25 protein-coding genes and 1 pseudogene are annotated in these 26740 nt (G+C 69.5%); 7 read left to right on the top strand and 19 right to left on the bottom strand.

Features of this window, described 5'->3' with window-relative positions; all coding sequences use genetic code 11:
• Window positions 1-18 precede the first annotated feature (18 nt).
• A complete protein-coding gene (locus tag ACTHJJ_RS12835) occupies window positions 19-1752 on the bottom strand; it encodes a glycoside hydrolase family 15 protein (RefSeq protein ID WP_440303326.1) in 1734 nt (577 codons plus the stop codon).
• Window positions 1753-1927: 175 nt separating this feature from the next.
• Here ACTHJJ_RS12835 and ACTHJJ_RS12830 point away from each other — a divergent pair, with 175 nt between their 5' ends.
• Window positions 1928-2695 carry a DinB family protein gene (locus ACTHJJ_RS12830; protein ID WP_440303325.1) on the top strand — a complete coding sequence of 256 codons (768 nt, stop codon included), beginning with the start codon at window positions 1928-1930 and terminating at the stop codon, window positions 2693-2695.
• Window positions 2696-2705: 10 nt separating this feature from the next.
• Here ACTHJJ_RS12830 and ACTHJJ_RS12825 read toward each other — a convergent pair whose 3' ends face one another.
• Both ACTHJJ_RS12825 and ACTHJJ_RS12820 read right to left on the bottom strand, forming a co-directional pair.
• Window positions 2706-4175 carry a glycoside hydrolase family 3 N-terminal domain-containing protein gene (locus ACTHJJ_RS12825; RefSeq protein WP_440303324.1) on the bottom strand — a complete coding sequence of 490 codons (1470 nt, stop codon included), beginning with the start codon at window positions 4173-4175 and terminating at the stop codon, window positions 2706-2708.
• A gap of 68 nt (window positions 4176-4243) precedes the next feature.
• Complete coding sequence (locus ACTHJJ_RS12820) at window positions 4244-4822, bottom strand: copper resistance CopC family protein (RefSeq protein WP_440303323.1); 579 nt, start codon at window positions 4820-4822, stop codon at window positions 4244-4246.
• Between the two features lie 102 nt (window positions 4823-4924).
• Between ACTHJJ_RS12820 and ACTHJJ_RS12815 the strand changes: the two genes are divergently transcribed.
• Both ACTHJJ_RS12815 and ACTHJJ_RS12810 read left to right on the top strand, forming a co-directional pair.
• Complete coding sequence (locus ACTHJJ_RS12815; RefSeq protein WP_440303322.1) at window positions 4925-5551, top strand: hypothetical protein; 627 nt, start codon at window positions 4925-4927, stop codon at window positions 5549-5551.
• A gap of 84 nt (window positions 5552-5635) precedes the next feature.
• Complete coding sequence (locus ACTHJJ_RS12810; protein ID WP_440303321.1) at window positions 5636-6391, top strand: YcnI family copper-binding membrane protein; 756 nt, start codon at window positions 5636-5638, stop codon at window positions 6389-6391.
• Here the strand turns inward: ACTHJJ_RS12810 and ACTHJJ_RS12805 are convergent.
• From ACTHJJ_RS12805 to ACTHJJ_RS12795, 3 genes are read right to left on the bottom strand one after another with little or no spacing between them, the layout of a single operon-like run.
• Window positions 6388-6588 carry a hypothetical protein gene (locus tag ACTHJJ_RS12805; RefSeq protein ID WP_440303320.1) on the bottom strand — a complete coding sequence of 67 codons (201 nt, stop codon included), beginning with the start codon at window positions 6586-6588 and terminating at the stop codon, window positions 6388-6390. The genes ACTHJJ_RS12810 and ACTHJJ_RS12805 overlap by 4 nt on opposite strands.
• On the bottom strand, window positions 6585-7982 hold the full coding sequence (locus tag ACTHJJ_RS12800) for an ABC transporter ATP-binding protein (protein WP_440303319.1): 1398 nt from the start codon (window positions 7980-7982) through the stop codon (window positions 6585-6587). The genes ACTHJJ_RS12805 and ACTHJJ_RS12800 overlap by 4 nt, the downstream gene beginning before the upstream one ends.
• Window positions 7983-7992: 10 nt before the next feature.
• The gene (locus ACTHJJ_RS12795; RefSeq protein WP_440303318.1) at window positions 7993-9741 is read right to left on the bottom strand and encodes an ABC transporter permease; all 1749 of its coding nucleotides are present in this window, start codon (window positions 9739-9741) and stop codon (window positions 7993-7995) included.
• Window positions 9742-9974: 233 nt separating this feature from the next.
• Between ACTHJJ_RS12795 and ACTHJJ_RS12790 the strand changes: the two genes are divergently transcribed.
• The 4 genes from ACTHJJ_RS12790 to ACTHJJ_RS12775 all read left to right on the top strand — a co-directional run bounded on the left by ACTHJJ_RS12790 (window position 9975) and on the right by ACTHJJ_RS12775 (window position 13406).
• Window positions 9975-10346, top strand: coding sequence for an ArsR/SmtB family transcription factor (locus tag ACTHJJ_RS12790; RefSeq protein ID WP_440303317.1), 372 nt, complete (start codon window positions 9975-9977; stop codon window positions 10344-10346).
• 63 nt (window positions 10347-10409) lie between these two features.
• On the top strand, window positions 10410-11159 hold the full coding sequence (locus ACTHJJ_RS12785) for a phosphatase PAP2 family protein (protein WP_440303316.1): 750 nt from the start codon (window positions 10410-10412) through the stop codon (window positions 11157-11159).
• Window positions 11156-12805: an LCP family protein gene (locus tag ACTHJJ_RS12780; protein ID WP_440303315.1), complete on the top strand. Its 1650-nt coding sequence runs from the start codon at window positions 11156-11158 to the stop codon at window positions 12803-12805. Before ACTHJJ_RS12785 ends, ACTHJJ_RS12780 begins: the two co-directional genes overlap by 4 nt.
• Window positions 12806-12836: 31 nt before the next feature.
• Window positions 12837-13406 (top strand): phosphatase PAP2 family protein, encoded by a 570-nt coding sequence (locus tag ACTHJJ_RS12775; protein ID WP_440303314.1) that lies wholly within the window; start codon window positions 12837-12839, stop codon window positions 13404-13406.
• Window positions 13407-13413: 7 nt separating this feature from the next.
• Here ACTHJJ_RS12775 and ACTHJJ_RS12770 read toward each other — a convergent pair whose 3' ends face one another.
• The 13 genes and pseudogenes from ACTHJJ_RS12770 to ACTHJJ_RS12710 all read right to left on the bottom strand — a co-directional run bounded on the left by ACTHJJ_RS12770 (window position 13414) and on the right by ACTHJJ_RS12710 (window position 26552).
• A complete protein-coding gene (locus ACTHJJ_RS12770) occupies window positions 13414-14160 on the bottom strand; it encodes an SDR family NAD(P)-dependent oxidoreductase (RefSeq protein ID WP_440303313.1) in 747 nt (248 codons plus the stop codon).
• Window positions 14157-15002 (bottom strand): fumarylacetoacetate hydrolase family protein, encoded by an 846-nt coding sequence (locus tag ACTHJJ_RS12765; RefSeq protein ID WP_440303312.1) that lies wholly within the window; start codon window positions 15000-15002, stop codon window positions 14157-14159. Before ACTHJJ_RS12765 ends, ACTHJJ_RS12770 begins: the two co-directional genes overlap by 4 nt.
• A gap of 49 nt (window positions 15003-15051) precedes the next feature.
• Window positions 15052-16236, bottom strand: coding sequence for a fumarylacetoacetate hydrolase family protein (locus ACTHJJ_RS12760; protein ID WP_440303311.1), 1185 nt, complete (start codon window positions 16234-16236; stop codon window positions 15052-15054).
• 2 nt (window positions 16237-16238) lie between these two features.
• Complete coding sequence (locus ACTHJJ_RS12755) at window positions 16239-16961, bottom strand: amino acid ABC transporter ATP-binding protein (protein ID WP_440303310.1); 723 nt, start codon at window positions 16959-16961, stop codon at window positions 16239-16241.
• 3 nt (window positions 16962-16964) lie between these two features.
• Complete coding sequence (locus tag ACTHJJ_RS12750; protein WP_440303309.1) at window positions 16965-17672, bottom strand: amino acid ABC transporter permease; 708 nt, start codon at window positions 17670-17672, stop codon at window positions 16965-16967.
• Window positions 17665-18336, bottom strand: a complete 672-nt coding sequence (locus tag ACTHJJ_RS12745) for an amino acid ABC transporter permease (protein WP_440303308.1) — start codon at window positions 18334-18336, stop codon at window positions 17665-17667. Before ACTHJJ_RS12745 ends, ACTHJJ_RS12750 begins: the two co-directional genes overlap by 8 nt.
• Before the next feature lie 91 nt (window positions 18337-18427).
• Window positions 18428-19309, bottom strand: a complete 882-nt coding sequence (locus ACTHJJ_RS12740) for a transporter substrate-binding domain-containing protein (RefSeq protein WP_440303307.1) — start codon at window positions 19307-19309, stop codon at window positions 18428-18430.
• Window positions 19306-20646: an enolase C-terminal domain-like protein gene (locus ACTHJJ_RS12735; RefSeq protein ID WP_440303306.1), complete on the bottom strand. Its 1341-nt coding sequence runs from the start codon at window positions 20644-20646 to the stop codon at window positions 19306-19308. The genes ACTHJJ_RS12740 and ACTHJJ_RS12735 overlap by 4 nt, the downstream gene beginning before the upstream one ends.
• A gap of 190 nt (window positions 20647-20836) precedes the next feature.
• Window positions 20837-21562 (bottom strand): GntR family transcriptional regulator, encoded by a 726-nt coding sequence (locus ACTHJJ_RS12730; protein WP_440303305.1) that lies wholly within the window; start codon window positions 21560-21562, stop codon window positions 20837-20839.
• Between the two features lie 338 nt (window positions 21563-21900).
• Window positions 21901-22755 (bottom strand): ABC transporter permease, encoded by an 855-nt coding sequence (locus tag ACTHJJ_RS12725; RefSeq protein WP_440303304.1) that lies wholly within the window; start codon window positions 22753-22755, stop codon window positions 21901-21903.
• A complete protein-coding gene (locus ACTHJJ_RS12720) occupies window positions 22752-23777 on the bottom strand; it encodes an ATP-binding cassette domain-containing protein (protein WP_440303303.1) in 1026 nt (341 codons plus the stop codon). The genes ACTHJJ_RS12725 and ACTHJJ_RS12720 overlap by 4 nt, the downstream gene beginning before the upstream one ends.
• Before the next feature lie 114 nt (window positions 23778-23891).
• Window positions 23892-25160 carry a YibE/F family protein gene (locus ACTHJJ_RS12715; RefSeq protein ID WP_440303302.1) on the bottom strand — a complete coding sequence of 423 codons (1269 nt, stop codon included), beginning with the start codon at window positions 25158-25160 and terminating at the stop codon, window positions 23892-23894.
• A 186-nt stretch (window positions 25161-25346) separates the two neighbouring features.
• Window positions 25347-26552, bottom strand: a pseudogene (locus tag ACTHJJ_RS12710) (aminopeptidase P family protein).
• Window positions 26553-26740: the final 188 nt, after the last annotated feature.

Below are 26740 nucleotides of genomic sequence, written 5' to 3'. Positions count from 1 at the left end.
TCCCGTCCCTGCGCCCTGTCATGGGGTGACCTCTCCCGGTCGTTCCGCGAGCCTCTTGGCGGCCTCGATCATGACCGCGTGCACGAACGCCTGCGGGAAGTTCCCCCGAAGCTGTCGCTGCTCCACGTCATACTCCTCGGTGAAGAGCCCCGGCGAGCCGCATGCGGCCCGGTTCCGCTCGAACCAGCGGGCGGCCTCGACCTCCTTGCCCTGCTGGTGGGTGGCGATGGCCATGTCGAAGCCGCAGAGCAGGAACGCGCCTTCCGAGTCGGAGAGGGGCCGCGGGTCCTGGCTGAATCGATAGACGTAGCCGTGCCGTCCGAGGTCGCGACGCACCGCCTCCCAGGTCTGCACCGTGCGTGGGTCACGCGGAGGGACTGCTCCCCGGATCGAGGCGAGCAGCAGGGCAGCATCGACGCGGTCGTCATCCGGGGCGCGCTTCCAGCGGCCCTGCTCGTGCAGGCACTCCCGCGAGCAGTCCGCGATGATGCGGTCCGCGAGCGCCGTCCACTCGGCCCCGGCGCTCGCGGGCACATGGACGGCCATCGCTTTCAGCCCAGCGGCACAGATCAGACGGGAGTGCGCCCACCGGGCCGGGTAGAGCTCCCAGATCCCATAGTCCGGCTCGTCGTAGCGCTCGCGGATCGTGTCGACCATGGCCCGCGCCGCATGCCAGCCATCGAGGTCGAGGCGGTCATGGCCCGCCGCCGTGGCGAACAGCAGCAGTGCCTCGCCGCAGTTGTCCAGCTGGAACTGGTCGTTGACCCAGTTGCCCGCCTTGGCCGACCCGCCGGGATAGCCGGGGAGCCCGACGGCGCGCTCGTCCGGCACGGTGCCCCCGTCGATCGTGTACGCCGGCTTGAGCTCGGAGCCATCGGCGAGGACCCGCTCGCTGACGAACTTCACCGCGCAGTCGAGGAGGGGGTACGAGCCGCACGCACCGACCGCCTCGCCGGTGTAGCACTGGTCGCGGATCCAGGCGTAGCGGTAGTCGTAGTTGCGGCCGGTGTCCGCCCGTTCCGGCATCGACATGGTCGGCGCCGCCACCATCGCCCCCGTGCTGCTGGTCATCCCGCGCAGCACCGCGTAGGACTGCCGCGCGTCATCGGGGGCGATCGTCATCTCCAGGGTGGGAACCGCCCGCTGCCAGGCATATTCGGTCGCGGTCCAGCACGTGTCGGCGTCGAGCGGGCGGCCGTCCACCCGGTCAGGAGCCATCTCCAGGATCAGGTCGTAGTGGTCGCCGCGGTCGACCTCGATGACCTGCTCGAGCATGTCGTCGTCGTTGACCTTCGCCTCGATCGCCCCGCTCCATCGGAAGTGGAGGGCGCCAGATCGGCCCTGCCAGGTCCCGTCGTCGTCGCGGTGCAGGGTGCTCATCCGGTGCTTGCCGAAGCCGGCTCGCACGTCGAGCAGGACCCGTACCCGTGCCGTGCCGGACAGCGCCATGATCCGGCGCAGGATGACCGCCCGGGTCGGGTCCCCGGGATATGCGAGGGCCTCCCGGCACTCGGTGATGGCGTCAGTGGACACCCAGCGGCTGTGCCAGATCAGGGTCCCGTCCTCATACCGCCCACCCCACACGAAGAGCGGGTCCGTCGGCGTGACGGCGTAGGTGCCCGGTCCCCCGATCAGCGAGCAGAAGACTCCGTCGTCCTGCCATCGGGGTGCGCACATCCAGCTGTAGTCACCCCGCGGCCCGACGAGCACGCCCCGCTCGCCATCCGCGAGGAGGGCGTACTCCCGCAGCACGTGCGGAGGGTAGAGCTGCTGATCCTTGTCGGACCTCATCCCGCCCGTTTACCCGCGAGCGGTCCGACCGCAACGCCGACGGGTTGGCGCAGGGCCACGCGGACAAGCCTCGCTACCCGGGATCACGAGGAGAAGTTCGTGGCGCGATGTCGGTGGACCGTGCCATCGTCCACTCATGAGCGAGAGCCAGCCAGAGGGTCTGCGGGGCAGGACGTTCCGGAACCGGAACGTGCGAGAGGCGAGGTTCATCGGCTGCGACCTCAGCGACGTGGTGCTGCGCGGGTGCGACGTGGCGCGGATGGAGATCGACTCGCCCTGGTTGTTGGAGGACGGCGGGAGGCTTGTGGTCAACGGCGTCGACGTCGTGCCGCTCGTGGACGCCGAGCTGAACCACCGCTTCCCGGGCCGCGAGCTGCGGGCGGCGGCGGATCCCGAGGGCCTGCGGCGCGCCTGGGCGGTGCTGGAGGCGACCTGGGCGGCCCTGCTCGGCCGGGTGGCCGCCATGCCGGACGGAACCGTCGATGCCGCGGTCGACGGCGAATGGTCGTTGGCCCAGACCCTGCGACACCTGGTGATGGCGACCGACACGTGGCTCGGCAAGGCGGTTCTCCAGCGGGAGCAGCCGTTTCACCCGATCGGCCTGCCCAACGACGACCACGACACCGAGGCATACGACGCGTCCGTGTTCTCCGTCGAGGCGCCGCCCTTCGAGCAGGTCCTCGAGGCACGTGCCGGTCGGCAGGCGATGGTGCGCGACTTCCTCGCCCACGTCTCCCCGGAGGACCTGCACGAGTCCCGGAAGAACCCCCATGCTCCGGACCATGACGAGACGGTGCTCTCGTGCCTGCGGACGATCCTCGAGGAGGAGTGGGAGCACCACCGCTATGCCGTGCGTGACCTCGACGCGCTCGGCGCCGCGCGAGCCGGAGCGGTGGGCCAGTGAGCCTGGCGGCTCAGAGCTGCGTCGTTAGATAGCGCTGCAGCTGGGCGACAGTGCGGCCGTTCCACGTCGTCGCGCCGTCTCGCGAGATGCCGAGGTAGGACTGCATCGCCGCCATCGACGCCGGCCCCCAGACGCCGACGGCCGACGTGCCGATGCGGGTCTGCAGGGCCTTGATCGTCGTGGTGTCGAACGTGCCGGTGCGCGCGACCCCGAGCCAGCGCTGCAGCGCGAGGATGGTGGACTGACCCAGCGAGCCGTTGACCGGTGGGCGGGCGGCGAGCAGCCCGTACTCCGCCTTGACCGTGAGGACCCGCAGTGCCGCCGCGTTCACCTTGGCGCGGAAGGCCGTGTCGGAGCTTGCACGGCTCGCAACCGCCTGGACCATCGCCGGCAACACGGAGGGGTTGACCGTGAGGACGATGTCGCCGCCGGCCGAGATGAAGTTCACCGCTCGGGCGCCGGGTGTCCAGGCGGCCACCTGCCGGGCGTTACCGAGGTCGTCGCTGATGACGATGCCGGTGAAGCCGAGGTCGCCGCGGATCATGCCGCCGATCACCGTGGGCGAGAAGCACGCCGGGTGCGCCGAGTCGATGCGGGTGTAGTACGCCGAGGAGACCATCAGGACCCGGGCACCGGCCGTGAGGGCGGCCCGGAAGGGGGCGATGTCCGGTGAAGTGCGCGTCGTGACGGTGTCGGTGACACCCGCCGACGTGTCGGTGTTGCCGGTGACGCGGCCAAGCCCCGGGAAGTGCTTGGCCGTCATCGCGAGGCCCGAGCTCTGCATGCCGCGCAGGAACGTCGTGCCCTTGTCGCTGACGACCGATGGGGTGTAGCCGTACTCGCGCTGGTAGTAGCCGATCGGCTGGTTCGAGCTGGCGAAGCTCTTTGCCACGGTGTCCATGACCGGTGCGAGGTCGAGGTCGACCCCGGACCGGAACACCTGGCGCCCCCAGGTCGTCGCGTTCGCCCTCAGCGTCGTGTCCGACCAGCTGCCTTGCGTCAGAGCGGTCGGCATCCGTGAGTACCCGGGGCCCTGGAGCACCTGGACGTAGCCGCCCTCCTGGTCGGCCGCGATGAACAGCGGGACGCCGGCGGTCGCCGCCGACGTGGTGAGAGCATCCACGCCCGCCGTCAGTGCCCGGACCGGTGCGGTGCCTGACGTCGCCCGCCCGGTCAGGATGACGCTGCCGACGTGGTTGCGGGTGATGGTCGAGGTGGTGGCCGAGCCGAGGCCGGTGGCGGGGCCACCGACCATGAACAGCTGGCCGATCCGCTGGGCCATCGTCATCCGGTTGAAGACCGCCTGTGCTTGGGCCGCCGGGGTCGCTGCCGCCGCGGCGGTGGTGGCGGCGGTGGTCGCGGCCGGTGCGGCGCTCGTGGTCGGCCCAGCGGCTTCGGCGGGCGCGCCGAGCAGGGCCACGCCCGCGCCGAGAACGGCTGCGGTGGTGGCGGTGAAGACAGAGGTTCGCCGTGCTGACATCTGCGGGCCCACCTGCGCTTTCAAGACCGACACCATCATCGACCCTTCGAGGTGGAAGCGGAAGCCGCTCAGCCCCCGGCCTGCGAGCGTCGTCGCTGCCCGACGAGCATCAGGACCGCGACCACCACCACCACGAGAACCGCAACGCCGCCGACGACCGTCCATCCGGAGCTGCCCGACTTGGCGGTTGGGGAGGGGTCCGCTTGCCGGGCGGGGTTGGCTGCGGGGGGCCCTGATGTCCCCTGGGTGACCGTGAAGGGGATGGTGCCGGAGACGACGTGGCCGTCATCGGCGGTGATCCGCCACGTGATCGTGTAGGCGCCCGCCGCGATTGACGAGTCCAGGTGCTGAACGAGGTCCGAGCCATTAATGGTCGGCTGCCCGGCGGAGATCGCCCCTGTCGGCCCGGTCACGCGGACCTGCGCACCGATGGCGAGCGGGGGCTCCTCGAAGTGGAGCACCACTTGCCCACCGAGGGATGCGCCGGTCACGCGTGCCCCGCTGGCAGGCGTCGAGCCGAGGAGCGCGTCATGGGCGAGCGCGGGGCCGGAGGCGTACAGGAAGAAGAGCACAGCCATGGGCAGCGCGAAGCCGAGACGCGACCAGCGCCGGAGCTGCACCCCCGCCCGCCACGGCAACGAACCCACCCGGCGAAAGTAGGTGGCCCCGCTGGGAGGACGCTGAACCGAGCCGTCGTGCGGCCCACGCCGGGCCAGCCCCGGGATGACCGCGCGGCTAGCATGACCGGCATGGCGGAGGTGACCGGGCGGACAGCGCGCCTGCTCCGCGCTCTCGCGCTGGGAGGCACCACCCTGGCCCTGTCCGTCGGGGCCCACACCGGCGCCGGTGGCGCCCTCCCGCCCCCGGCCCTGCTCACGCTGCTGGTCCTCTTCCTGGCGCCGCCCTCGCTGTGGCTGGCCCGTCGCCGCCGCGCGGTGGGCCGGACCGCCACTGCCCTCGTTGCCGAGCAGGTCGGCCTGCACGGCGCCTTCACCCTGCTGGCTGTCGCACCCCCCGGCTGCGGCGCGACGGTCACCCACGCCGGCCACCACGCGGTCCAGCTGAGCGGCCACACGTGCGCAATGGCAGGCGCGATGCCCGGTTCGCACGGCATGTCGTCGATCTCGATGCTCGTGGCCCATGCCGTGGCCATCGTGGTGACCGCTGTGATGCTCGTGCGCGGAGAGAGCGCGCTGCGCTCCGTCCTGCGGTATGCCGCTCAGTGGAGTGTGCCGCGCCTGCCGGGCGAGCCGGCGAGGCTTGGTGCGCGGACCCTGTTGTCCCCAGCCGCTCCGGCCCCTCTGTCGAGTGCGCTGTCCGAGGGTGGTCCGCCACCTCGCGGGCCTCCGGCCCTCTTCTTCGCACCCGCCGCCTGACAGGTCTCTCCGTTGGTGGCGGCCCGATCGAACCTGCCCAGCCACCCTCGCCCCGCGACTCGGGGCTGCCCAACCGAGGAAACCATGCCACCCACTTCCGTCCCCCATGCCCTCACGCGAGTGGCGATGCCCCGCCGGGCGCTCGCGCGGCTCGGCGCCGTCGCCGCGCTGGCCGCCGGCCTCGTCCTGGCCTCGATGTCCAGCGCCCGGGCCCATGTGCACGTCACGACGGACAACGCCGCCGAGGGCTCGTACACCCAGCTCGTGTTCCGGGTGCCGAACGAGTCGGCCACCGCCGGCACGGTGAAGGTCTCCGTCACGCTGCCCGCCGACAAGCCGCTGCTGTCCGTGCGGACCAAACCCATCCCCGGGTGGGACGCGACGATCAAGCGCGGCGCGCTGCCCAAGCCCGTCATCGTCGACGGCACGACCATCACGGAGGCGCCGCGCACCGTCACGTGGACCGCACGACCCGGGACGCAGGTCGGCCCCCAGCAGTACGAGGACTTCGCCATCTCCGTCGGGCCCCTCCCGGCTCCGGGAACCCTCCTCCTGCCCGCCACACAGACCTACTCCGACGGCAAGGTCGTGGCCTGGGACCAGCCGACGCCGGACTCCGGGTCCGAGCCCGACTACCCGGCGCCGTCGATTGAGGTCACCGTGGCGGATGCCTCCGGGGCACATGGGGCTCACGCCGAGACCGGGTCAGCCGCCATGTCACCGGACTCCGCACTCGAGGGCGCAGACCCGGTCGCCCGGTGGCTCGCCGCGGGGGGCCTCGCGATGGGAGTCGCCGGACTGGGTCTCGCACTCCTCGGCCGCCGCCGAGGTCGCCCCTAGTCGCGCCGGCGGTGGGTCAGCTCGTCGGCCAGCACCTCCACGAGGGCGAGCGGGACCTTCGTCGCGGCGGCGACATCCGCCGGGTCCTCCCCGTGGCGCAGCCGGGTGAGCGCGACCCGCAGACGCAGACTCGGACGCCGGTCGTGATCGACCGGCCGGGACGGCACAGGATCCGGGCGGCTGGTCGGCGAGCTCATGGCCGGTCCCCCGGTTCCCCGTCGGGGTGCCCGTCGCTGTCCTCAGCATGCTGCGCCAGATAGGCGCCCGCCTCGGCAGCGACCTCGCCGAGCACGAAGGTGCCGTCGTCACTGTCGTAGTCGAACAGCTCGCCGTAGCGGCCCCAGTCGATGGCGATGTCGAGCTGGCGAGCGGTCTCCTCGGCCGAGTACCCGCGTCGCAGGATGTCGTGGAAGAAGCCGTCCTTGAGCGTCCCGTCGTCGCTGTTCTCGAGGGCCTTGACGATGGTCCGCACGAGCGGTGCACTGGCCAGCGCACGTGAGGCGAACAGCTCCTTGCTGCGAAGGATGTCGGCCGTGTACCAGTCACGACCGGCGTCGGTGAGGAAGGCCTGGGCCCCCTCGAGGTCGAGGAAGCCGAGCATCGCGGCCGCATCGACGAGCGGGAGCAGGTCGTCGACCTCGAAGGACAGCTCGTCGGCGAGGTCGGGCAGGTCGGTCTGCCCGTTGTGCGCGTACACGATCTCGACGAGGCCGGCGAGACCGCCGACGCTCGCGGCCGGCAACGGGTGGGTGAGCGGCCCGGTGGGGACGGTCGCCTCGCGGGCGGCCTGGTCACGTCCGGTCAGCGCTGCGTAGAGCCGGTCGACGAGGGCCTCAAAGGTCGGGCTGCGCCGGTCGCGTGGGCGCGGGATCCGGATCGGGATCTCGGCCTTGATGTGCCCGGGGTTGGCGCCGAGCACGACGACCCGGTCGGCCAGCTGCACCGCTTCCTCGATGTTGTGGGTGACGATGCAGATCGCCTTGGTCGGGAAGTCCTCGCTGCCCCAGAGCGTCATGAGCTCGGAGCGCAGGTTCTCGGCGGTCAGGACATCGAGGGCGCTGAACGGCTCGTCCATGAGCAGCGCGTCGGGGCGCAGCACGAGAGCCCGGGCGAACCCGACCCGCTGGCGCATCCCACCCGAGAGCTCCTTGGGGTAGGCGTTCTCGAACCCGTCGAGCCCGATCATGTCGATCGCCGCCAGGGCGCGTTCCCGCCGCTCGGCCGGGCTCACCCCAGCGGCCCGCAGGCCGAGCTCGACATTGGCCTGGACAGTGAGCCACGGCAGCAGCGCGAACGACTGGAAGACCATGGCGACTCCGGGGTTGGCGCCCTCCAGGGGCCGCCCGCGGTAGCGGACCTCCCCGGCGGTCGGGGCAATGAGTCCGGCGATGGACCGCAGCAGGGTCGACTTGCCAGACCCGGATCGGCCCAGCAGCGCCACGATCTCGCCCTCGCGCAGCTCCAACGAGACGTCGTCCAGGACGCTGATGTCGGCGCCATGGGCTCCGGAGAACGCCTTCGACAGGTGGTCGACCTCGATGATCGTGGTCCTGGACGCGAGTGCTCCTGGCGCGCGGTGGATCGTGGTCATGACGGTCCTCCTATCCCTCGTTGAGTGAGTAGCGGTCCTCGGCGAGCCGGTAGAGGCGACGCCAGAAGACCCGGTTGAGGCCGACGACGAAGATGCTCATCACCGTCACCCCGACGAGGGTGCGCCCGAAGTCGCCGCCGGCGGTCGACTGCGCGATGTAGGCACCCAGGCCGGTGGCCACGAGCTTGGTGTGTCCGTAACTGACGATTTCGGCGACGATCGACGCGTTCCAGGCACCCCCGGCAGCGGTGACCCCGCCGGTGACCCAGGTGGCGAAGACCGCGGGGCCGATGAACGAGCGCCACCGCAACCACCCGCGCAGCCCCAGGTCGTGCGAGGCCTCACGAAGGTCCGACGGGATGGCGCTCGCGCCCGCTATGACGTTGAACAGGATGTACCACTGCGCGCCGAGGGCCATCAGGACGATGCCGCCGAGGTTGATGCTGATCCCGGTCCCGATCAGCACGAGGGTGAACAGGGGGAAGAGGAAGTTCGCCGGGAAGCTCGCCAACACCTGCACGACCGGCTGGGCGTAGCGGGCGACCCTGGGGTTCATCCCGATCCACACGCCTACCGGCACCCAGATGATCGTCGCGACCGCGACGAGCACGATGACCCGGGCGAAGGTCGCCAGCCCGAGCAGGGCTGCGTGGCCGAACTCACCGAGTCCGGGTCCGGCGGCGACGAAGGCGAGCATGCGTACGAGTCCCCAGACGAGGCCCGCCCCGACAAGGACGGCGAAGGCGAGATCTCCCGCCCGCCTCCGGGCGGGACTGACCCGCAGCGGGCGCTCGGCCAGGCCGAAGGGACGGGTCATCCGGTCGAGACCCTGGCCGACCGGACGGAGCAGGCTCCCCGCCGCACCCGGGACCCGGGACCGGCGCAGCAGGTCGAGGACCAGGCTGCGTGGTGCCGTGGCGGGCGTCGACTGCTCGGTCCGGAACCGCTCCGCCCAGGTGGTGACCGGGCGCCAGAACACGACGTTGACGCCGATGACCATGAGGACCATGACGCCGATGGCCAACACGATGCGGCCGACCTGCTGCTGCTCGGCCGCGGCCGCGACGTAGCTGCCGATTCCCGGCAGCGCATACCTGTGGTTGTTGACGCTGATGACCTCGGAAGCCACGAGGAAGAACCACCCGCCGCCGAAGCTCATCATGCCGTTCCAGACCATCGGGATCATGCCGCCGGGCACGTCGACGGTCCAGAACCGCTGCCACTTGGTGAGCCGGAGCACCCGCGCAGCCTCGTCGAGGTCCCGAGGCTGGGTGATCAGGGACTGGTAGAAGGCGAACGTGATGTTCCATGCCTGGGAGGTGAAGATCGCGAAGATCGAGGCGCACTCGAGGCCCAGCATGGTTCCGGGGAAGAGCGTGAGCCAGATCGTCAGGGTCACGGAGAGGAAGCCGAGGACCGGCACCGACTGCAGGATGTCCAGCAGGGGCAGCAGGACCTTCTCGGCGCGCGGCAGGCGTGCGGCGGCGGTCGCGTAGGCAAGGCTGAAGACGACCGACGCGGCCAGGGCCACGAACATCCGCAGCAAGGAACGCGCCGCGTAGCCCGGCAGCGCGGCCGGGTCCGTCGAGACCGACGAGGGGACGTGCTCGAGGGTGATGCGCGCCGTGATGCTCTCCCCCAGATGCACCAGTGCCCACAGAAGCACGGCGACAGCGATCACGACGACGGCGTCGACGGCATAGCGGCTCGGCGGACGCTGAAGACCGACCGAGGAGTACGGGCGCAGGCTGCCGGTCACGGGATGCCTCCCAAGGGGGCTCGCGCTGACGCAGCGCTCGCGAGGACGCGCCGGTCAGTGCCTGGTTGACGAGGACGAGGTGAGATGGAAGGGGTGCTGACTGTGCTCGTCGGTATTCACCGATCCCACCTCCCTCACGTCGCGCTCGCGGGGCCGCCCGACCCACTCAGGGCCAGCATGCCCGATACTCAACCAGTTGCGCAAGTGACGCACCATTGGCATCATCGACGTGTATGTCGTCATCACCTGCCGAGATCACGTCTGACCAGCTGAGCGCTGCGGCCCAGACGTTCGACCTGCTGTCGGTTCCGGGGCGCCTCCACCTCGTGTGGCTGCTCGCCGGAGCCGAGCTCGATGTCACCACTCTCGCGGAGCTGACGGGGTCCGCGATTCCCGCGACGAGCCAGCAGCTGGCCAAGCTGCGAGCAGCCGGCGTGGTGTCGGCCCGACGTGAGGGTCGACGTCAGCTCTACCGCGTCGACGACCCGCACATTGCCGCGATCGTGGAGCAGATGTTCTCGCACATCCAGCCGGACGGCACCCTGCGGGCCCAACAGCCGCGGCCGCCGCGCCGGCCGCGTTTCCTGACCGGAACGCCCGGGTGAGGGCCGTGCACTTCCCGCCGCACCGCCGTGGGGGGCCGGTCCGGGTGTGTGACACTGACCGGCATGACCACGCCCTCGCGCGGCCAGGCAGCCCTCCCCCACCCCCGTCGGCACGCCAGCGCCGACATCACCGTCCTCGCCGGGCTCGCCGTTCTCACGATCATGGTCTGCCTCCGGTGGACTTCAGGTCTCGACCGCACGCTGTTGGACAGCACGGTGTCCCGGCAGGACACGGTCATGAGCATCGCGGCTCGGCTCGTCGTCTGGGGCGGGCAGTTCTGGCTGGTCGGGCTCGTCTGCGGTGTGGGGGCGCTGCTTCTCGCCCGGCGCGAGCGGACGTGGCGGCCCGCGCTCGCGGTGGCGACCGTCCTCGTCTCGGTCAACGTCTCCGTGTTCGTGCTGAAGTGGGCGCTCGGGCGGACCGCCCCCGCCACTGGACATGACCTCGTGTTCGCCGGCGGCGCGTCATACCCCTCCGGACATGCGGCGACCGGCGCCGCCGGGCTCTGGCTGCTGGCCGCTCTCGTGTCCGCGTGGCTCGGCCGTCGCGTCACGCGCTCGGCAGCGGCGGGCGTTGCGGTGGCTGCAGCCCTGGTCGGTGCGGCGACGGTCGTGCTCGGCTACCACTGGCCGACTGACGTGCTGGCCGGTTGGCTCCTCGGCGCCTTCGGTGCCCGCCTCGGCCACCGGCTCTGGTACCTCCACGAGGTGGGCACGCGTCATACTCCTGCCGACCCCGCCGGCGCCGCCGGCGTGAATGATCCCGCCGGCGTGGCTGCGCCGCGGCTGCACATGATTGGACACCGCTCGTGACAACGGAGCAGCGCCCGCCCGCGCACCGGACCGGCCCCGACGGCACCCCGCCCGAGCCGCCGGACGGAGCACCCCTCCGACGCGCCGACCTTCGCCCGCGCCGTTCGCGGCGGGCCCGGCTCCTCATCTCCGCCGCGTGTGTCGTCGCCCTCGTCCTCGTCACCGTGATCGGCTACGGGCTGTACGTGTATCTCTCCATCGACAAGGGAGTACGCCGCTCCGCTGCCCTGGGGCAGGGGCAGGCCGATGCGGCGCCCTCCACGGACACCGACCTGCTGATCATGGGGCTCGACTCCCGGCTCGACGCGGATGGCAAGCCCCTGCCTGCGGCGTTGTACAAGGCCCTGCACACCGGCGACTCCAGCATCGGTGGGTTCAACTCGAACGTGCTGATGTACATCCACATCCCGGCGGACGGCTCGAAGGCCACCGGCATCGCCATCCCGCGCGACGACTACGTCGACGTCCCCGACTGTCCGAGTGGGGTGTGCCGGGCGAAGATCAAGGAGGCGTACGGGCTCGCCTTCAACCAGAAGATGCAGGAGCTCGCCCGCGCGGGGGTGACCGGGGAGACCGCCCACCAGGAGGCCCGTGACGCCGGACGGGCGCAAGAGGTCGCCACTGTGGAGCAGTTCCTCGGGGTGCGGATCAACCACTTCGTCGAGGTGACGATGGTCGGCTTCTTCCAGGTCGCCGAAGTGGTTCAGCCCATCACGGTCTGCCTCAAGCACGACACCCAGGACCGGTTCTCCGGGGCGAACTTCAAGGCCGGCAAGCAGCAGATCAATGCCAAGCAGGCGATGGCCTTCGTCCGGCAGCGCCGGGACAACGTCCACCCCGACCTCCTCTTCACGGACCTGGACAGATCGAGGCGCCAGCAGGCCTTCATCGTCTCGTTGTTCCTGCAGCTCAAGCAGACCGGGACACTGCTCAACCCCGCCAAGCTCACGAGCCTGGTCGACGTGGCCAAGCAGAACATCGTCGTCGACGAGGGGCTGAGCCCGATCCAGCTCGCGACGCTCGGGTCGAAGATGTCCGGCGGGAACATCCACTTCTACACCTTGCCCGTCAAGGCGTTCGGAAGTGACCCGCATGGCGCGTCGATCAACATCGTCGACCCCGTCGAGATCAAAGCCATCGTGCAACGGCTGATGCATCCCAAGGCCGCTGCAGCGAGCAAGCCGACCCCGACCCCGAGTCCGCCGTCACTCGAGTCCAGTCTCGCTCGTGCGACGACGGTCAGCGTCCTCAACGGTTCGGGCCGGGCCGGCGCTGCCCGTTCCCTCATGGGCTGGCTCGAGCGGCAGCAGTTCGTCGCCGGTGAGGTCGGCAACCGTGGCAGCCTGACGACCTCTCGGATCGAGTACGGGCCGGGCAGTGAGGCCGTCGCCGACCAGCTCGCGGCACTCCTCGGGGGCATCCCGACCCAGCCCGCCAGCTCACTTCAGGCCGACCGGGTCCAGGTCCTCATCGGCTCGGACCTCAAGATCGGCGCCGACGGGACCGCGACACGAGCCACTCCGACACCGACCCCGGCTCCCACGACGCAGGACCCCGTCTCGGCCACGGGCGGTGGCCGTGGAGGACCTCCCCCGACCGCCTTGACCGACCTGTCCGGGTCCTCCGGGATCCCGTGCGTCAAGTAGCCCGCGAGGCAGCGTCCGACATGATGTTCCGATGCACGCCCTGATCATCGCCATCGCTTCGTATGCCGTCTACCTCATCCCGCTCAGCGCCGCGCTCGTGTGGTGGCGCGTTCCGCGAACGGAGAAGACGGCCCTCGCTGCAGTGGGTGTGCTGACCATCGTGCTCGCGCTGGCCGGCATCTGGGCCGCAGGGCACGTGTGGACCGACCCGCGTCCCTTTGTCGTGGATGGCCAGGCGCCGCTCATCCCCCACGCGGCCGACAACGGTTTCCCCTCGGACCACAGCACCCTGGCCGCCGCCATCGCGGCAGCCCTCATCCCATGGCGGCGTCGCGTGGCCACTGCCCTGCTACTGCTCGCGGTCGCGGTGGGCGCCGCCCGGGTGGCCGCCCACGTGCACCACGTGCCCGACATCCTCGGCGGTTTCCTCATCGGCACGATCGCCGCGGCCATCGCAGTCATGACCGTCAGGCTCGTCCGGAGCCGCTGGCGCGGCGAGGAAGGCAATGGGACGCGCGAGGACCTGGCGGAGTCGGAGCTCGGTCGACGACAGCCGAGAGCCGGTTGGCGACGCACGCCGAGCCGGTTCGGCTGCCCCTGACGTCTCGTCAGCGACGCAGGCGTAGACCGACCAGCCCGCCGTCGATGGTCAGCCCGATGCCTGTCGTGGAGCCTGCCCGCGGACTGCCCAGATAGCACACCGCATCGGCCACCTCTTGTGCACTGACCAGTCGGCCATGCGGTTGGCGGGCCTCGAGGGCTGCACGCTCCGCGGCGGGGTCATCGGCACGCGACAGGAGCCGGCCGATCCACGGTGTGTCAGCGGTCCCCGGGCTGACCCAGCAGACCCGGATGTCGTCGTCGACCAGGTCGGCTGCCATCGCTCTCGACGCCGCCACGACCGCGCCCTTGCTCGCGCTGTAGAGCACCCGGTCCGGTAGCCCTACCTCGGCGGCCACCGAGGCGGTGTTGACGATTGCCGCTGCCGCGGACTGGCGCAGATAGGGCAAGCAGGCACGGGTGACGCGGATCATGCCGAGCAGGTTCACGTCGAGGACTCGCTGCCACTCGGACAGGTCATTGCCTTCGACGGTCCCCTGGGCGCCGATCCCAGCGTTGTTCACGAGGACGTCCAACTGTCCGAACTGGGCGATCACCTCCTGGACGGCCGACGTCACCGCATCGGCCGACGTCACGTCGGCCCGGACAGCGAACAGTCCGTCTGCCGCCTCGGTGACATCCCGATCGAGCACCCCGACCTTGGCGCCGAGGCGAGACATCTCGGCAGCGATCGCCGCGCCGATACCCGAGGCACCGCCCGTGACGAGAGCCACCATGCCGTCGAAGTCGCTCATGAGTACGCCCTCAGCTCCTGTCGTTGCGTGCCGAGCCCGTCGATCTCGAGTTCGACCACGTCACCTGGCTTGAGGTAGGGGAACCGGCCCGATAGCGCGACACCCTCGGGCGTGCCTGTGAGGACGAGGTCGCCGGGTTCGAGCACCAGGTACTGCGAAAGGTCCCAGATGAGGTGCTCCACGGAGAAGACCATGTCGGCCGAGGTGGAGTCCTGACGCGGTTCCCCGTTCACCCAGCTGCGCAGCCGGAGGTTCACATGGTCGACCTCATCCGGCGTGACGAGCCACGGACCGGTGGGACAGAAGCCCGGTGCGGACTTGCCCTTGCTCCACTGTCCGCCGGACGTGGCGAGCTGATGGTCGCGTTCAGAGAGGTCGTTGCAGAGCACGAAACCGGCCACGTGCGCCATGGCCTCGCTGGGGGCGGCGAGGTACGAGGCGCGCCGTCCGATGACGACGCCCAGCTCGACCTCCCAGTCGGTCTTCGTGCTCCCGGGCGGGATGACGACCGGGTCGCTCGGGCCGACCACGGTGTTCGGCGTCTTGTGGAAGATGACTGGGTGCGGCGGCGGGAGGGCACCCGATTCGGCAGCGTGCGCGGCGTAGTTCATGCCGACGCAGATGACCGAACCAGGTCGAGCGATGGGAGCCCCGGTCCGAAGGCCACCGGCGCCTTCGACGGCAGGCAGGTCGGGCAAGGCATCCCGTACTCGGTCCAGGCCCCCCGACTCCAGGAAGGCACCGTCGATCTCGTTCGTGACTCCCGCCAGGTCGAGCACGCGGTCGCCGTGGAGGACGACGGGGTGTTCGGCGCCCGGGTCGCCAAGTCTTGCCAGTCTCACTGTGTCACCGTCTCTGGTAGTGGTTCATCTGTCTGCTGGGGCCCCGTCGTCACAGGAGCTGCCTGCCGGCGAGGTTGGCCATGAGGTCGCGCAGACCGAAGGACCATGGGTCGCAGTCATGGCAGTGCCGGACTTCGTTGACCAGCGCGCCGAGCTGCGGTGAGGAGATCCGGACGACGTCGCCTTGGTGGTGGGTGAAACCGAGCCCTTCCGTGTCGCGATCCACAACCGGGGCAAAGAGGGTGCCGAGCATGAGCAGAGCGCCGTCCGGGTACTGGTGGGACCGAAAGAGCTGTGCCACCAGGTCCTCCGGGCGCCGGGAGATCTGCGACATCGGTGAAGAGTCGTGCAGCCGGAAGCCGTCCGTCCCGCTGATCTCTAGATCCACGGTGAGGGAACGCACGTCCTCGAGGCCGAAGGTGTCGTCGAACAGCCGCAGGAACGGTCCGAGCGCGCAGGATGCGTTGTTGTCCTTGGCCTGCGGCAGCAGCAGCGCCGAGCGTCCTTCCACATCTCGCAGATTGACGTCGTTGCCGAGGGTGGCGCCGACGATCGCCCCTCGTGAAGAGATCACCAAGGCGACCTCGGGTTCGGGGTTGTTCCACGTCGAGTCGGGCGGCACGCCGACGGGGCAGAGAGTGCCCACAGCGGCCAGCGTGGGCGCCTTCGTGAAGATCTCGGCGTCGACCCCGATGCCTACTTCGAGGTACTGGCTCCACAGACCCCGATCGATGAGGAACGCCTTGAGCTTGTGTGCATCCTCGGAGCCCGGCGTCACCGAACCGATGTCGGCGCCGATCTCGTCGACGATCTGCTCTCGGAGACTCGCGGCCGCCTGCAGGTCGCCCTTGACGCGCTCCTCGATGACGCGCTCGAGCATGGAGACCGCGAACGTGACACCGGCGGCCTTGACGGACTGCAGGTCGACCGGTGCCAGCATGCGTGGCCCGGACACCTTTCCAGCACGGGTGTTCTCGAGGACCTGTGAGAGGGACGCAAGGCGGGCACCCGCAGCCGCTCGGGCGGCCGTTGCCGGAGACGCTTCCTCGCAGAGGTCACGAACGGTGGGGTATGCCGCACTGAGGTCGTGGACCTGCCCCTCGAGCACGATCACGGGGCTGGGGCCGCCCACAGCGGGATCCCACACACGGCCGATGAGCGTCCCGTCTCCGTCGGCGGGAAGCGTTGCCGCCGCCGACGCGAGCTCAAGGTCGATGTTTGCGGATGGGGGCATGGTCACAGGACCTTGCTCAGGAAGTTCTGGGTGCGGGGGTGCCGTGGGGCACCGAACACCTGGCTGGGCGAGCCCTCCTCGACGATGACTCCTCCATCCATGAAGACGGCCCTGTCCGCGACCTCGCGCGCGAAGCCCATTTCATGAGTGACCACCACCATGGTCATCCCCTCGCGGGCGAGGTCCTTCATGACGGCCAGTACCTCGCCGACGATCTCGGGGTCCAGGGCAGAGGTCGGCTCGTCGAAGAGCATCACCTTCGGATCCATCGCCAACGCCCGCGCGATCGCGACCCGCTGCTGCTGGCCACCGGAGAGGCTGGCGGGATAGGCATGGGTCTTGTCCGAGAGACCGACCTTGTCCAGGAGGCTGATCGCCTTCGCCCGGGCCTCCTCCCGGCTCACGCCGGCGACCTTGACCGGGGCCAGCATGATGTTGTCCAGCACCTTCAGGTGGGGGAACAGGTTGAAGTGCTGGAACACCATCCCGACCTGCTGTCGGACCTCGTTGATGTCGGTCTTGCGGTCGCTGATGATGTGCCCGTTGACCGACACCTCCCCGGACGTGATGGTCTCGAGGCCGTTGAGGCACCGCAGGAAGGTGCTCTTTCCCGAGCCAGAGGGCCCGATGAGACAGACGACCTCCTGCTCCTCGACCCGGCAGTCGATGCCGCGAAGCACCTCGTTGTCGCCGAACTTCTTGTGCAGGTCCTTGACGATGATCATGGGTCACACGCCTTCGAGTTGCAGAGCGGAGGGCTTCACTTCGGGGTCCACGGCGGCCTTGTCGGTGGCGCTGCGCTGCTCGTACCAGCGTCCGAGCCGGGACACGCCGTAGCAGATGACGAAGTAGAACGCCGCGACGACGGAGTAGGTGAGGATCGGGTTGGCCGTGAGGTTGCTGGTGATGGTGCCGGCGTGTGTGAGCTCCACGAAGCCGATCACGGTTACCAGCGAGGAGTCCTTGATCAGGGCGATGAGGAAGCCGATCGCGGGTGGCACGACGATCCGCATGGCCTGGGGCAGCACGACATACCGGAACTTCTTGAAGTAGCCCAGCCCGAGCGCGTCCGCGGCCTCCCACTGACCCCGCGGGACGGCGTTGATACTGCCGCGGAAGATCTCGGCCAGGTACGCGGAAGCGAAGACCGTCAGCGCGATCACGGCGGTGGCGAAGGCCGAGAGCGACAGGTCCGGGAGCAGCAGCGGGATTCCGAAGTAGGCGAAGAACACGATGATCAGCAGCGGGATCCCGCGGACGAACGTCACCAGAGACGTCGCGATCCAGCGGGCGATCCGGCTGGGGCTGGTCGCCGCGAGACCGATGACACCGCCGAGGACGGTTCCGAGCACTCCGGAGATCGCGCACAGCGCAAGGGTCCAGAGCGCCCCACGCAGCAGGGCCTCGATGTCCTGCCAGCCGAACGACCTAAGCATGGCGCTTCACCCCCCAACCGAAGAGCCGAGACTCCGCGATTCGCGAGCCGAGAGCAAAGAGACCGGCGACGACGAAATAGAGCAGACCGCCAACCGACAGGACCTCGAAGGTCCGGTAGGTGTGGTTGTTGATGTTGAGGATGGAGTTCATCAGCTCCGGCAGCCCGATGATGGACGCGATCGAAGAGGCCAGGAAGAGCAGGATGAACTGGTTCGTCAGGGCCGGGAAGACATTCCGGGTGGCCGGCATGAAGATCACGTGGCGGAACAGGATTCCACGCCGCATCCCCAGTGCTTGGCCCGCCTCCACGATCCCGTGCGGGACCGATTCGAAGCCGGCGCGGTAGATCTCGGCGGTGTAGGCGGCATTGTTCAGCGTGAGCGCGACGATGCCCGCCCAGATCGGGTTGAGGTTGATCCCGACCACAGGGAGCCCGAAGTAGATCAGATAGAGCTGGACCAGCAGAGGCGTGTTGCGGAATACCTCGATGTACGCGGCGCACAGCCGAGACAGCCAGGAGCTGCCGCCGCTCTTGCCGAGGTAGAGCAGCACGGCGAATGCGCTGCCGACCACCATCGCAATCACGGTGATGTAGACGCTGGTCCACAGCGCGGAGAGCATCTGGCCAACGAAGGGCAGCAGGTCTCCGTAGAAGAAGGTCATGACGGTCCTTCCGTCAGCGTGGGGGACAGGCCCGGGCCGTCGAGCCCTGAACGGCGCTCGAGCCGCCTGACGCTGTCCCCCTCGCGGCGGGTCACTTCAGGAAATCGGGCATCGGCTGGTTCAGCCACTTCTGGGTGGCGGCCTCGTTCTCCCCTGAGACGTTGTAGTTCCGGACGAAGTTGTTCAGGTAGTTCAGCCAGATCTGGTCGCCCTGCTGGATACCGATCGCCATCAGGGACGGCTTGAGCACGGGACCCTCGAGGATCCTGATGCTCTGATCGGTGCGGGCGAGGTCGGGCACGATGACGTTGTTCTCGATCAGCGCGTCGACCTTGCCGCTCTTCAGGGCCTGGACGGAGTCGGCGAACGTATTGAACAGCGCGGGATTCGCCTTCGGGAGCTGAGACTTGAGGATCTGCTCTCCGATGCTTCCCCGGCTTGCGGAGACGCTCTTGCCCGCAAGGTCGGCATAGCTCTGGATGCCGCTGTTCTTCGGCACCGCGATGAGCGTGCCGCCCGAGGCGTAGGGAACGCTGAAGGCGACCTGCTGTGCACGCTCGTTGGTGGCGGTGAACGACGCGATGATGACGTCGGCCTTGTCCGCCTGCAGCATCGGGATGCGGCTCTCGTTCGTCGCCGGTACGAACTCGACCTTGGCACCGAGTGACTTACCGAGAGCATTGGCGAGGTCGATGTCGAACCCCTCGTAGCTGCCGTCAGACTTTCGGACACCCCAGGGCGCTGCTTCCGTCTGGACACCCACCCGCAGGGTGTGCGACTTCAACACCTTGTTCAGGTGGCTGTCAGAGGCGGAGCTGGCTGCCGCACCCTTGTCCGAGCCGGAACCGCTCGTACAGCCGGCGGTTGTCAAGGCCAGGACGGCGATGACCGCCGCCCACATCTTCTTTCGACCAATCATTTCTTTCCCTTCGGATGCCGGATTGCTGTGGTTGCTGTGGGAGGGACTGCTCACGCCTCAGCGGGAGTCATATGGGGTTCGGTGACGGCGGCACGGTTCCCCACTTCGCGCCATCCAGCGCCGCCGGGAAAGGTCCAGCGCGTCCGGGACTCGAGGAGCATTTCGGCGCCGATCCCCGGCAGCTGCGGCGCCTCGTAGCGACCGCGCACGATCCGCACCGGCTCGGCGAAGTGCTCATGCAGGTGCTCCACGTACTCGATGAACCGCCCCTGCTGCGTCGTCGACACAGCCGCGTAGTCGAAGAAGGAGAAGTGCTGCACGAGTTCGCAGAGGCCGACCCCACCTGCGTGCGGGCAGACGGGCACGCCGAAACGCGCGGCCAGCAGCAACGTGGCGACATTCTCGTTGACGCCCGCCACCCGGGTGGCATCCAGCTGAAGAACGTCGATCGCCTCTGCTTGGAGCAGCTGCTTGAACATGATGCGGTTGTGCACTGCCTCGCCCGTGGCCACCCGGGTCGGGGCAACCGCCCGACGGATCGCTGCATGGCCGAGGATGTCGTCGGTGCTCGTGGGCTCCTCGATCCAGGAAGGCTCGAAGTCCGCCAGGGCGTTCACCCACTCGATCGCATCAGGGACGTCCCAACGCTGGTTAGCGTCGATGGCCACGGGCAGCTGCGGAAGCTCGCGACGAACCAGGCCCAGGCGGCGGCGATCGTCCTCGAGGCGACCGCCGACTTTGAGCTTGATCATCCCGAAACCATCGGAGAATGCCTGCTTGCTGAGTCGGAGCAGCTTTTCGTCGCTGTAACCGAGCCAGCCGGGTGAGGTGGTGTAGGCCGGGTAGCCATCCGCCTTGAGCTCGGCAATTCGCGCAGCCTTCCCAGCCTGGCCTTGCCGGAGGATCTGGAGCGCCTCCTCGGGGCTAAGGGCATCCGAGATGTGAGTGAAGTCGATGACATCCACGAGCTCCTCGGGCGCCATCTCGCTCAGAAGCAGCCACAGCGGCTTTCCCTCGCGTCGGGCCCGGAGGTCCCAGATGGCGTTTACCAGCGCACCGCAGGCCATCTGGGAGACGCCCTTCTCGGGGCCGAGCCAACGCATCTGCGAGTCGTGCACAAGCCGCTTCGATGCTTCGCCCAGGTTGTTGACCAACTCGTCGCCGTCGCGGCCGACCAGCAACCGGCCGTAGGAGTCGATCGCCTGCGTGATGATCTCGTTCCCGCGGCCACAGGTGAAGACGAAGGCATGGCCTTCCTCGCCGCTGTCCAGGGTCACGACCACATATGCGGCGGAGTAGTCCGGGTCGACGTTGACCGCGTCAGACCCGTCCAGTTCTAGTGAAGTCGGAAAACGGACGTCGTGACAGACGACTGAGCTGACCTTGGGCACGGTGCCTATATCTCCTCGTCAAATACTATAGGAATTGCGGTCACCGTATAGTTCAGCGCCCAAGCCCGTCAAGACCCCTACGAGACCGAAACGCGCGGGAGACGAACCGGCCGATGAAGCCGTCAACGACCAGACAGGGCGCGCGTGAAAGCCGACGGGCACGGCAGGCCGGTCGGGAGAGGGTGAGCCGTCAGCCGAGGATTCGGTTCGCGTGAACGCCGTCGGCCGCCTCGACACGCAAGTCCGGTCGAGGGGCGTTGAAAACCTGGGCAGAGCGCCCATAGGAACTGCGGATGTGTTCCACCATCGCGGCCTCTGCCGCGTCGGGGTCGCACTCCTTGATCGCGGCGAGAATGCGCCGGTGCTCCTCGATGGTGTGCTGCCCATTGACGTCCACGGCATAGAGCCGGAACACGTGCAGGTGGCAGTGCGACGACGCGTACGCCGACTGCACGACGTCGTTTCCCGTCGCGGCAAGGATCATGGCGTGGAACCGCGTGTCGTGGCCCAGCAGCTCTTGGCGCACGTTCTCGCCGAGGGCTTCATGCCCGAACGCACGCAGTTCCTCCTCGAGGGCGGCGCCCGGGTTCGAGAGACGGTCCGTGGCCGCAGCCCGGGCCGCCCACGGCTCGACGAGGAGCCGGAACTCAAAGACGGAGCGCAAGCCGGCGAGGTCGAGCACGGGCGTGGTGCGATAGCCCCGCCCTGGGGCGTACACGAGGAGATCGTCGGCCTCGAGGCGCTGCAGCGCTTCACGGACTGGGGTCTGGGAAACGCCCAGCCGCCGGGCGATGGCGTCGATGTTCATGCGCTGGCCGGGCGGAATGTCGCCGTCGACGATGGGCACGCGCAATGCGTTGTAGACCCTCGTGACCGTGGCGCCGTACTCTCTGCCATCCGACTTCGAACTTGCCACGGCACCTCGCCTCATTTCGTGCACGATTTGAGCGAACAGTATACGTTTTGCGCCCTCGGGGCCCAGCGAACCAGGATCGCGGCCCTGTCGCGGGACGGGTGGTTCGCCGAATGCGCTGCTGCTGGTCATGGTCAAGGTCAAGGTCGCTGTCCCGGTGCTCCGGGTGGCGATCGCACTCTCGGGCGCATGTGGACTGGTCGCCGTCAGCTCCGCAGTGGGCGTCGAGAACCCGGCGCAGGAGCGCACCCCGAGCAGTACGTGGTCGGGTCTTCGGCTCGCCGCCCCGCCCGCTCACCAGCGTGTGGGGGATCGCTGTGGGGGGTCGCTGTCGGGGATCGCTAGTCGGTCGTGCGTCGGGTGAAGGCGCGGATCGACAGGGGCGCGAGGATCAAGGTGAGCGCCGCTGCCCAGAGGATCGTCGACTCGATCGGGTGGTGCAGTGGGAGCGCCGAGTCGGGGGCGAGTGGTGCCCCATTGCCCCACAGCTCGCGCACCGCCCGGACGAGCGAGCTGATCGGGTTCCACTCGGCGATGGCGCGCAGCCAGGCCGGGCTCATGTTCGCGGCGGGGGCGAACGTGTCGGCGAGGAAGGTCAACGGGAAGACCGCGGTGAACATGACGCCCTGAACGGCCTCGACCGACTTCAGTGCGGACCCAGCAAGGATGCCGAACCAGATCATGGCAAAGCCGAACAGCAGCAGGAGGGCGAAGCCCAGGACCGCCTTGCCGAAGCCCTCGTGGATGCGCCAGCCGATGACGAGGCCGGTGCCGGCCATGACGACGATGCCGATGCTCGAGTGGATCAGGCTCGAGATGCTGCGCCCGATGAGGACCGAGGCACGCGAGATCGGCAGCGACCGGAACCGGTCGATCACGCCCTTGTTGAGGTCGTTGGTGAGCCCGACGGCGACCACGAAGCACGAGAAGGTCATCGTCTGCGCCATGATCCCCGGCAGCAGCCACTCCCGGTAGTTGACGCCGGCGTTGATCGAGCCGCCGAAGACGTAGGCGAACAGGACCACGAACATGATCGGCTGGAAGGTGACGTCGGCGAGCATCTCGGGCATCCGGCGGATGTGCTTGACGTTGCGCCACACGTGGGTGCGCACCTGACGGCCCAGGCCAGGCGGCGTGACCTCGGGCCGGGCGGCGGGGCCGGTCTGCGTCATCGCCCCCGTGATGGTCTCGCTCATCGCGCGTCCTCCAGAACTGCCGTGGATTCGTCGGCACCGCTCGGCTTGGCCTGGGCCGCCTCGGCGCGATGGCCGGTCAGGTGCAGGAACACGTCGTCGAGACTCGGTCGCTTGAGGCCGAGGTCGTCGAGGACGATCTCGGAATGCTCGAAGACCCGCGCGATGCGCATGACGTCGCCGAGGCCGTCGGCCGGGGCGGTCAGCTGCCGAGCACCGGCGTCGGCGTGGACCTCGCGGACGTGCGTGGCGAGCAGCTCTCGGGCCGCCTCGAGCTGGTCGGCGTGCGACACGGTGACCACCAGTGCCGCCGCCCCGGAGCGGTCCTTCAGCTCGAGCGGCGTGCCCTCGGCGATCACGCATCCGTGGTCGATGACGACGATGCGGTCGGCCAGCTGGTCGGCCTCCTCGAGGTATTGCGTGGTCAGCAGCAGCGTCGTGCCGTCGGCGACGAGCTCGCGGAGCGTCGCCCAGAGCTCGACCCTGCTGCGCGGGTCGAGCCCGGTCGTCGGCTCGTCGAGGAAGAGGACCCGGGGCGCGGCGATGAGCGACACGGCCAGGTCGAGCCGTCGGCGCATGCCACCCGAGTAGTCCTTGACGACCTTGTCGCCGGCGTCCGTGATCGAGAAGCGCTCGAGCAGTTCGTCTGAGATGCGGCTGATGTCGCGCCTCGAGAGACCGTAGAGCGACCCCATGAGCCGCAGGTTCTCCCGGCCGGTGAGGAACTCGTCCACGGTCGCGGCCTGGCCGGTGAGGCCCATGCTGCGCCGGACCGCACCCGGTTCGGAGATGACGTCGTGCCCCGCGACCCGGGCGGTGCCGCTGGTCGGACGGGTCAGCGTCGTCATCATCCGAACCGTCGTCGTCTTGCCGGCGCCGTTGGGTCCCAGCAGCCCGAGCACGCTGCCCTGGGGGACGGCGAAGCTGACGTCGTCCACCGCCGTCATGTCGCCGAAGCGCTTGACGAGGTGCTCGGCCTCGATGGCGGGCCCGGCATGGCTCGGCGGTCCGGAGTTGAGAGTCATCATTGGCTCCTCGATGGGGTGGTGTCCTCCACGATAGATCGCACCACCGACACCCTCCCCGAACCATGTGAACGATGTCAACATGTTTGGCCTGGGCGAGACGGAGCGGCTACATCACGAAAGGTCCGTCGCCTGCAGGGCCCGGGCCTCGGCACGGGTGCGCGGGGCGGGGCGCTGCCCGTCCGACTCCTCCCCTGCCCGGGCAGCCCCCGCTCTCGGGGCCGGATCGGCTCGCGGGGCCACGGCCAGGGCCGCGATGGCCGTGGTGGCCGGTACCGCCAGCACGAGGCCGATGCCGCTGGCGAGGGTGCGCACGATCTCCTCCGCCAGGGACTCGGTCTGGAGCAGGTCGACCATCGGCCGGTCGTAGAGGTAGATGAGCATCAGGACCGGCAGCGCGGCACCGGCGTAGGCGAACACGATGGTGTAGATCGTCGAGGCGATGTGGTCGCGACCGATCCGCATCCCCGCGGCGAAGACCTCCCGCCGGCTCAGTCCGGGTGCCGCGGCCCGGAGCTCCCAGACCGCCGACGACTGCGTGATCGTCACGTCGTTGAGGACGCCGAGGCCGGCGATGATGATGGCGCAGGTGAACAGCTCTCGAGTGCTGAGGCCGTGCACGAACGAGGAGAGCGTCGCGCTCTCGTCGTCGGCGAGGCCGCTGAGACGCGCCGCGTGGACGGCGATGACACCGAGCAGCGCCGTGATGCCCACCCCGAGGAGGGTGCCGGCCATCGCGGTGCTGGTGCGGATCGAGAAGCCGTGAGCCAGGTAGAGGACGACGAACATGATCGCTGAAGCGCCGACCAGCGCGACCTGCAGCCCCGACTGGCCCTCGAGCAGGGCCGGCAGCATGTAGGCGACGATGACGAAGCCTCCGAACGCGAGGCCCACCAGGCCGAGGATTCCCTTCCACCGGGCGACCGCGGCCACGACGACGACGAACAGGACGAGCAGCAACACCAATGGAGTCGACCGCTGGACCTGCATGAAGGAGTACGCGTCCGGCCCGCCGCCGGCGGTCGGCACCTTCATCAGCTGGACCCGGTCACCGGCGGCGAGACCGGAGTCAGCCAGGCTGGGTGGCGCCGGAACGGAGACGGTCACCGCGCCCAGGGCCACGTCGAGGGAGCCGCATGCGTTCCCCGGATCGCCGCCAGCAGCTGCGGCCGCTCCAGGGTCGGTGGTGGAGCTGTCCGGTCCCGTGGCATCGTCGGCGCAGGCCGGGTGCACCTGGGTCACCGTCCCGACCGGGAAGGTGACGCCCGGGGCGGCGAACTCGACCGAGGTGACATGAGCGGCACGGTCTCCGTGCGGCCAGGAGAGCACCAGGCCGGCGATGGTCGCGGCGGCGAGGGCCGTGAGGACCACGGTCAGGATCATCCGTGCACGCGGGCTGACTGCTCGAGACGGCACGGGCCCGTGATCGTGTGAGTGCGTGGACCGGGTCGACATGCGGTCGAGTGTGCCAGTACCGGGTCGGCGGTCGGCCTCGGAGCACACCGGCCGACCCCCGCGCCACGAGGGCTTCATCGTGACAGCGGGAGGCGGACCGTCACGACCAGCCCCTCATCCGTGCGCTTGGGCCATCCAGGTCTCGAGCTCGCCGGCGGTCAGGGGCAGGGCGTTCGAGAGCACTTCGGCGCCGCTCGCCGTGACGAGCAGGTCGTCCTCGATCCGCACCCCGATGCCGCGCAGCTCCGGCGGCACGAGCTCGTCGTGAGCGTGGAAGTAGAGGCCGGGCTCGACGGTCAGCACCATGCCGGGCCGCATGCGGGCACCCATGTACGCCTCCGGGCGGGACTGGGCGCAGTCGTGCACGTCGAGCCCGAGGTGGTGTCAGATGCCGCAGACGAGCCAGCGCCGGTGATGCTGGCCCTGCGGTGAGAGCGCCTCGTCGACGGAGACCGGCAGGACTCCCCAGTCGTGCAGGCCGTGCGCGATCACCTCCATCGAGGCGTGATGGAAGTCGGTGTACTCGCGGTCCGGGCCGACGGCCGCGATTCCGGCACGGTGTGCCCGCTCGACGAGGTCGTGCACCCGTCGCTGGGTCTCATCGAATCGCCCGGAGACCGGGAAGGTGCGTGTCACGTCGGCCGTGTACAGCGTGGGCGCCTCGACCCCCATGTCGAGCAGGAGCAGCTCCCCCTCGGTGACCGGGCCGTCGCAGCGCACCCAGTGCAGCGTCGGCGCGTGGTGTCCACTCCCGACGATCGTGGCATAGCCGGGCCCGTTGCCCACCGTCCGGGCGTGCCGGTCGAAGGTGCCCTGGAGCCAGCGCTCCCCCAGTCCGGCTGCGGCCCGGGGCACCTCGGCCAGCACCGCGGCGAAACCGTCGACGGTGTCCGCGACCGCCCGCCGCAGCTGGCCGATCTCCCAGTCGTCCTTGACCATCCGCAGCTCGGCGAGGGTGCGCCGCAACAGGGCCTCGTCGTGTGGTGACTGGGAGCCGGCCGCCTGCGCCGGCAGGTCGGCGAGGGGGCGCACCGCCAGGTCGAGGGCAGCCGACCACTCCCCTACGCCCGGGGCAGCGCCGACCCACAGCTCGCCATGCATCGCGTCGGCGAAGAACTCGGGCACCCCGGGCAGCCCCGGCGGCGGGAGGTAGAGGGTCGCGTCATGACCCCCCGCGACGGGGGTCATGACCAGCGTGGCCCCCTCGATCGAGGCGCCCGTCAGCCACACGAAGTCGCTGTCGGCGCGGAAGTCGTATGCCGTGTCGTTGCTGCGCGTCGGCGCGCGGCCGGCGGTGACGACGACGGGTGCGCCCTGCAGGGCGGCGGACAGCCGAGCCCGGTCCGGTCGGGACGGTGATGTCGCGCCTGCATCGGGGCCGGCGCATCCTCAAGCGCGAGCTTGCCGACCACGCCGTCGCCGAAACCGTCGCCACGGACGGAGGAGGCCCCGGGAGGTGAGCGGCTTCGCGATCGATCCGTGCGAGCAATGCGAGGAGATGCTGCAGC

The sequence above is a fragment of the Intrasporangium sp. genome, assembly GCF_051961875.1.
Lineage (GTDB): Bacteria > Actinomycetota > Actinomycetes > Actinomycetales > Dermatophilaceae > Intrasporangium_A.
Note: the sequence above shows the minus strand (reverse complement) of the source record. Positions and strands in the feature narration are given on the sequence as shown.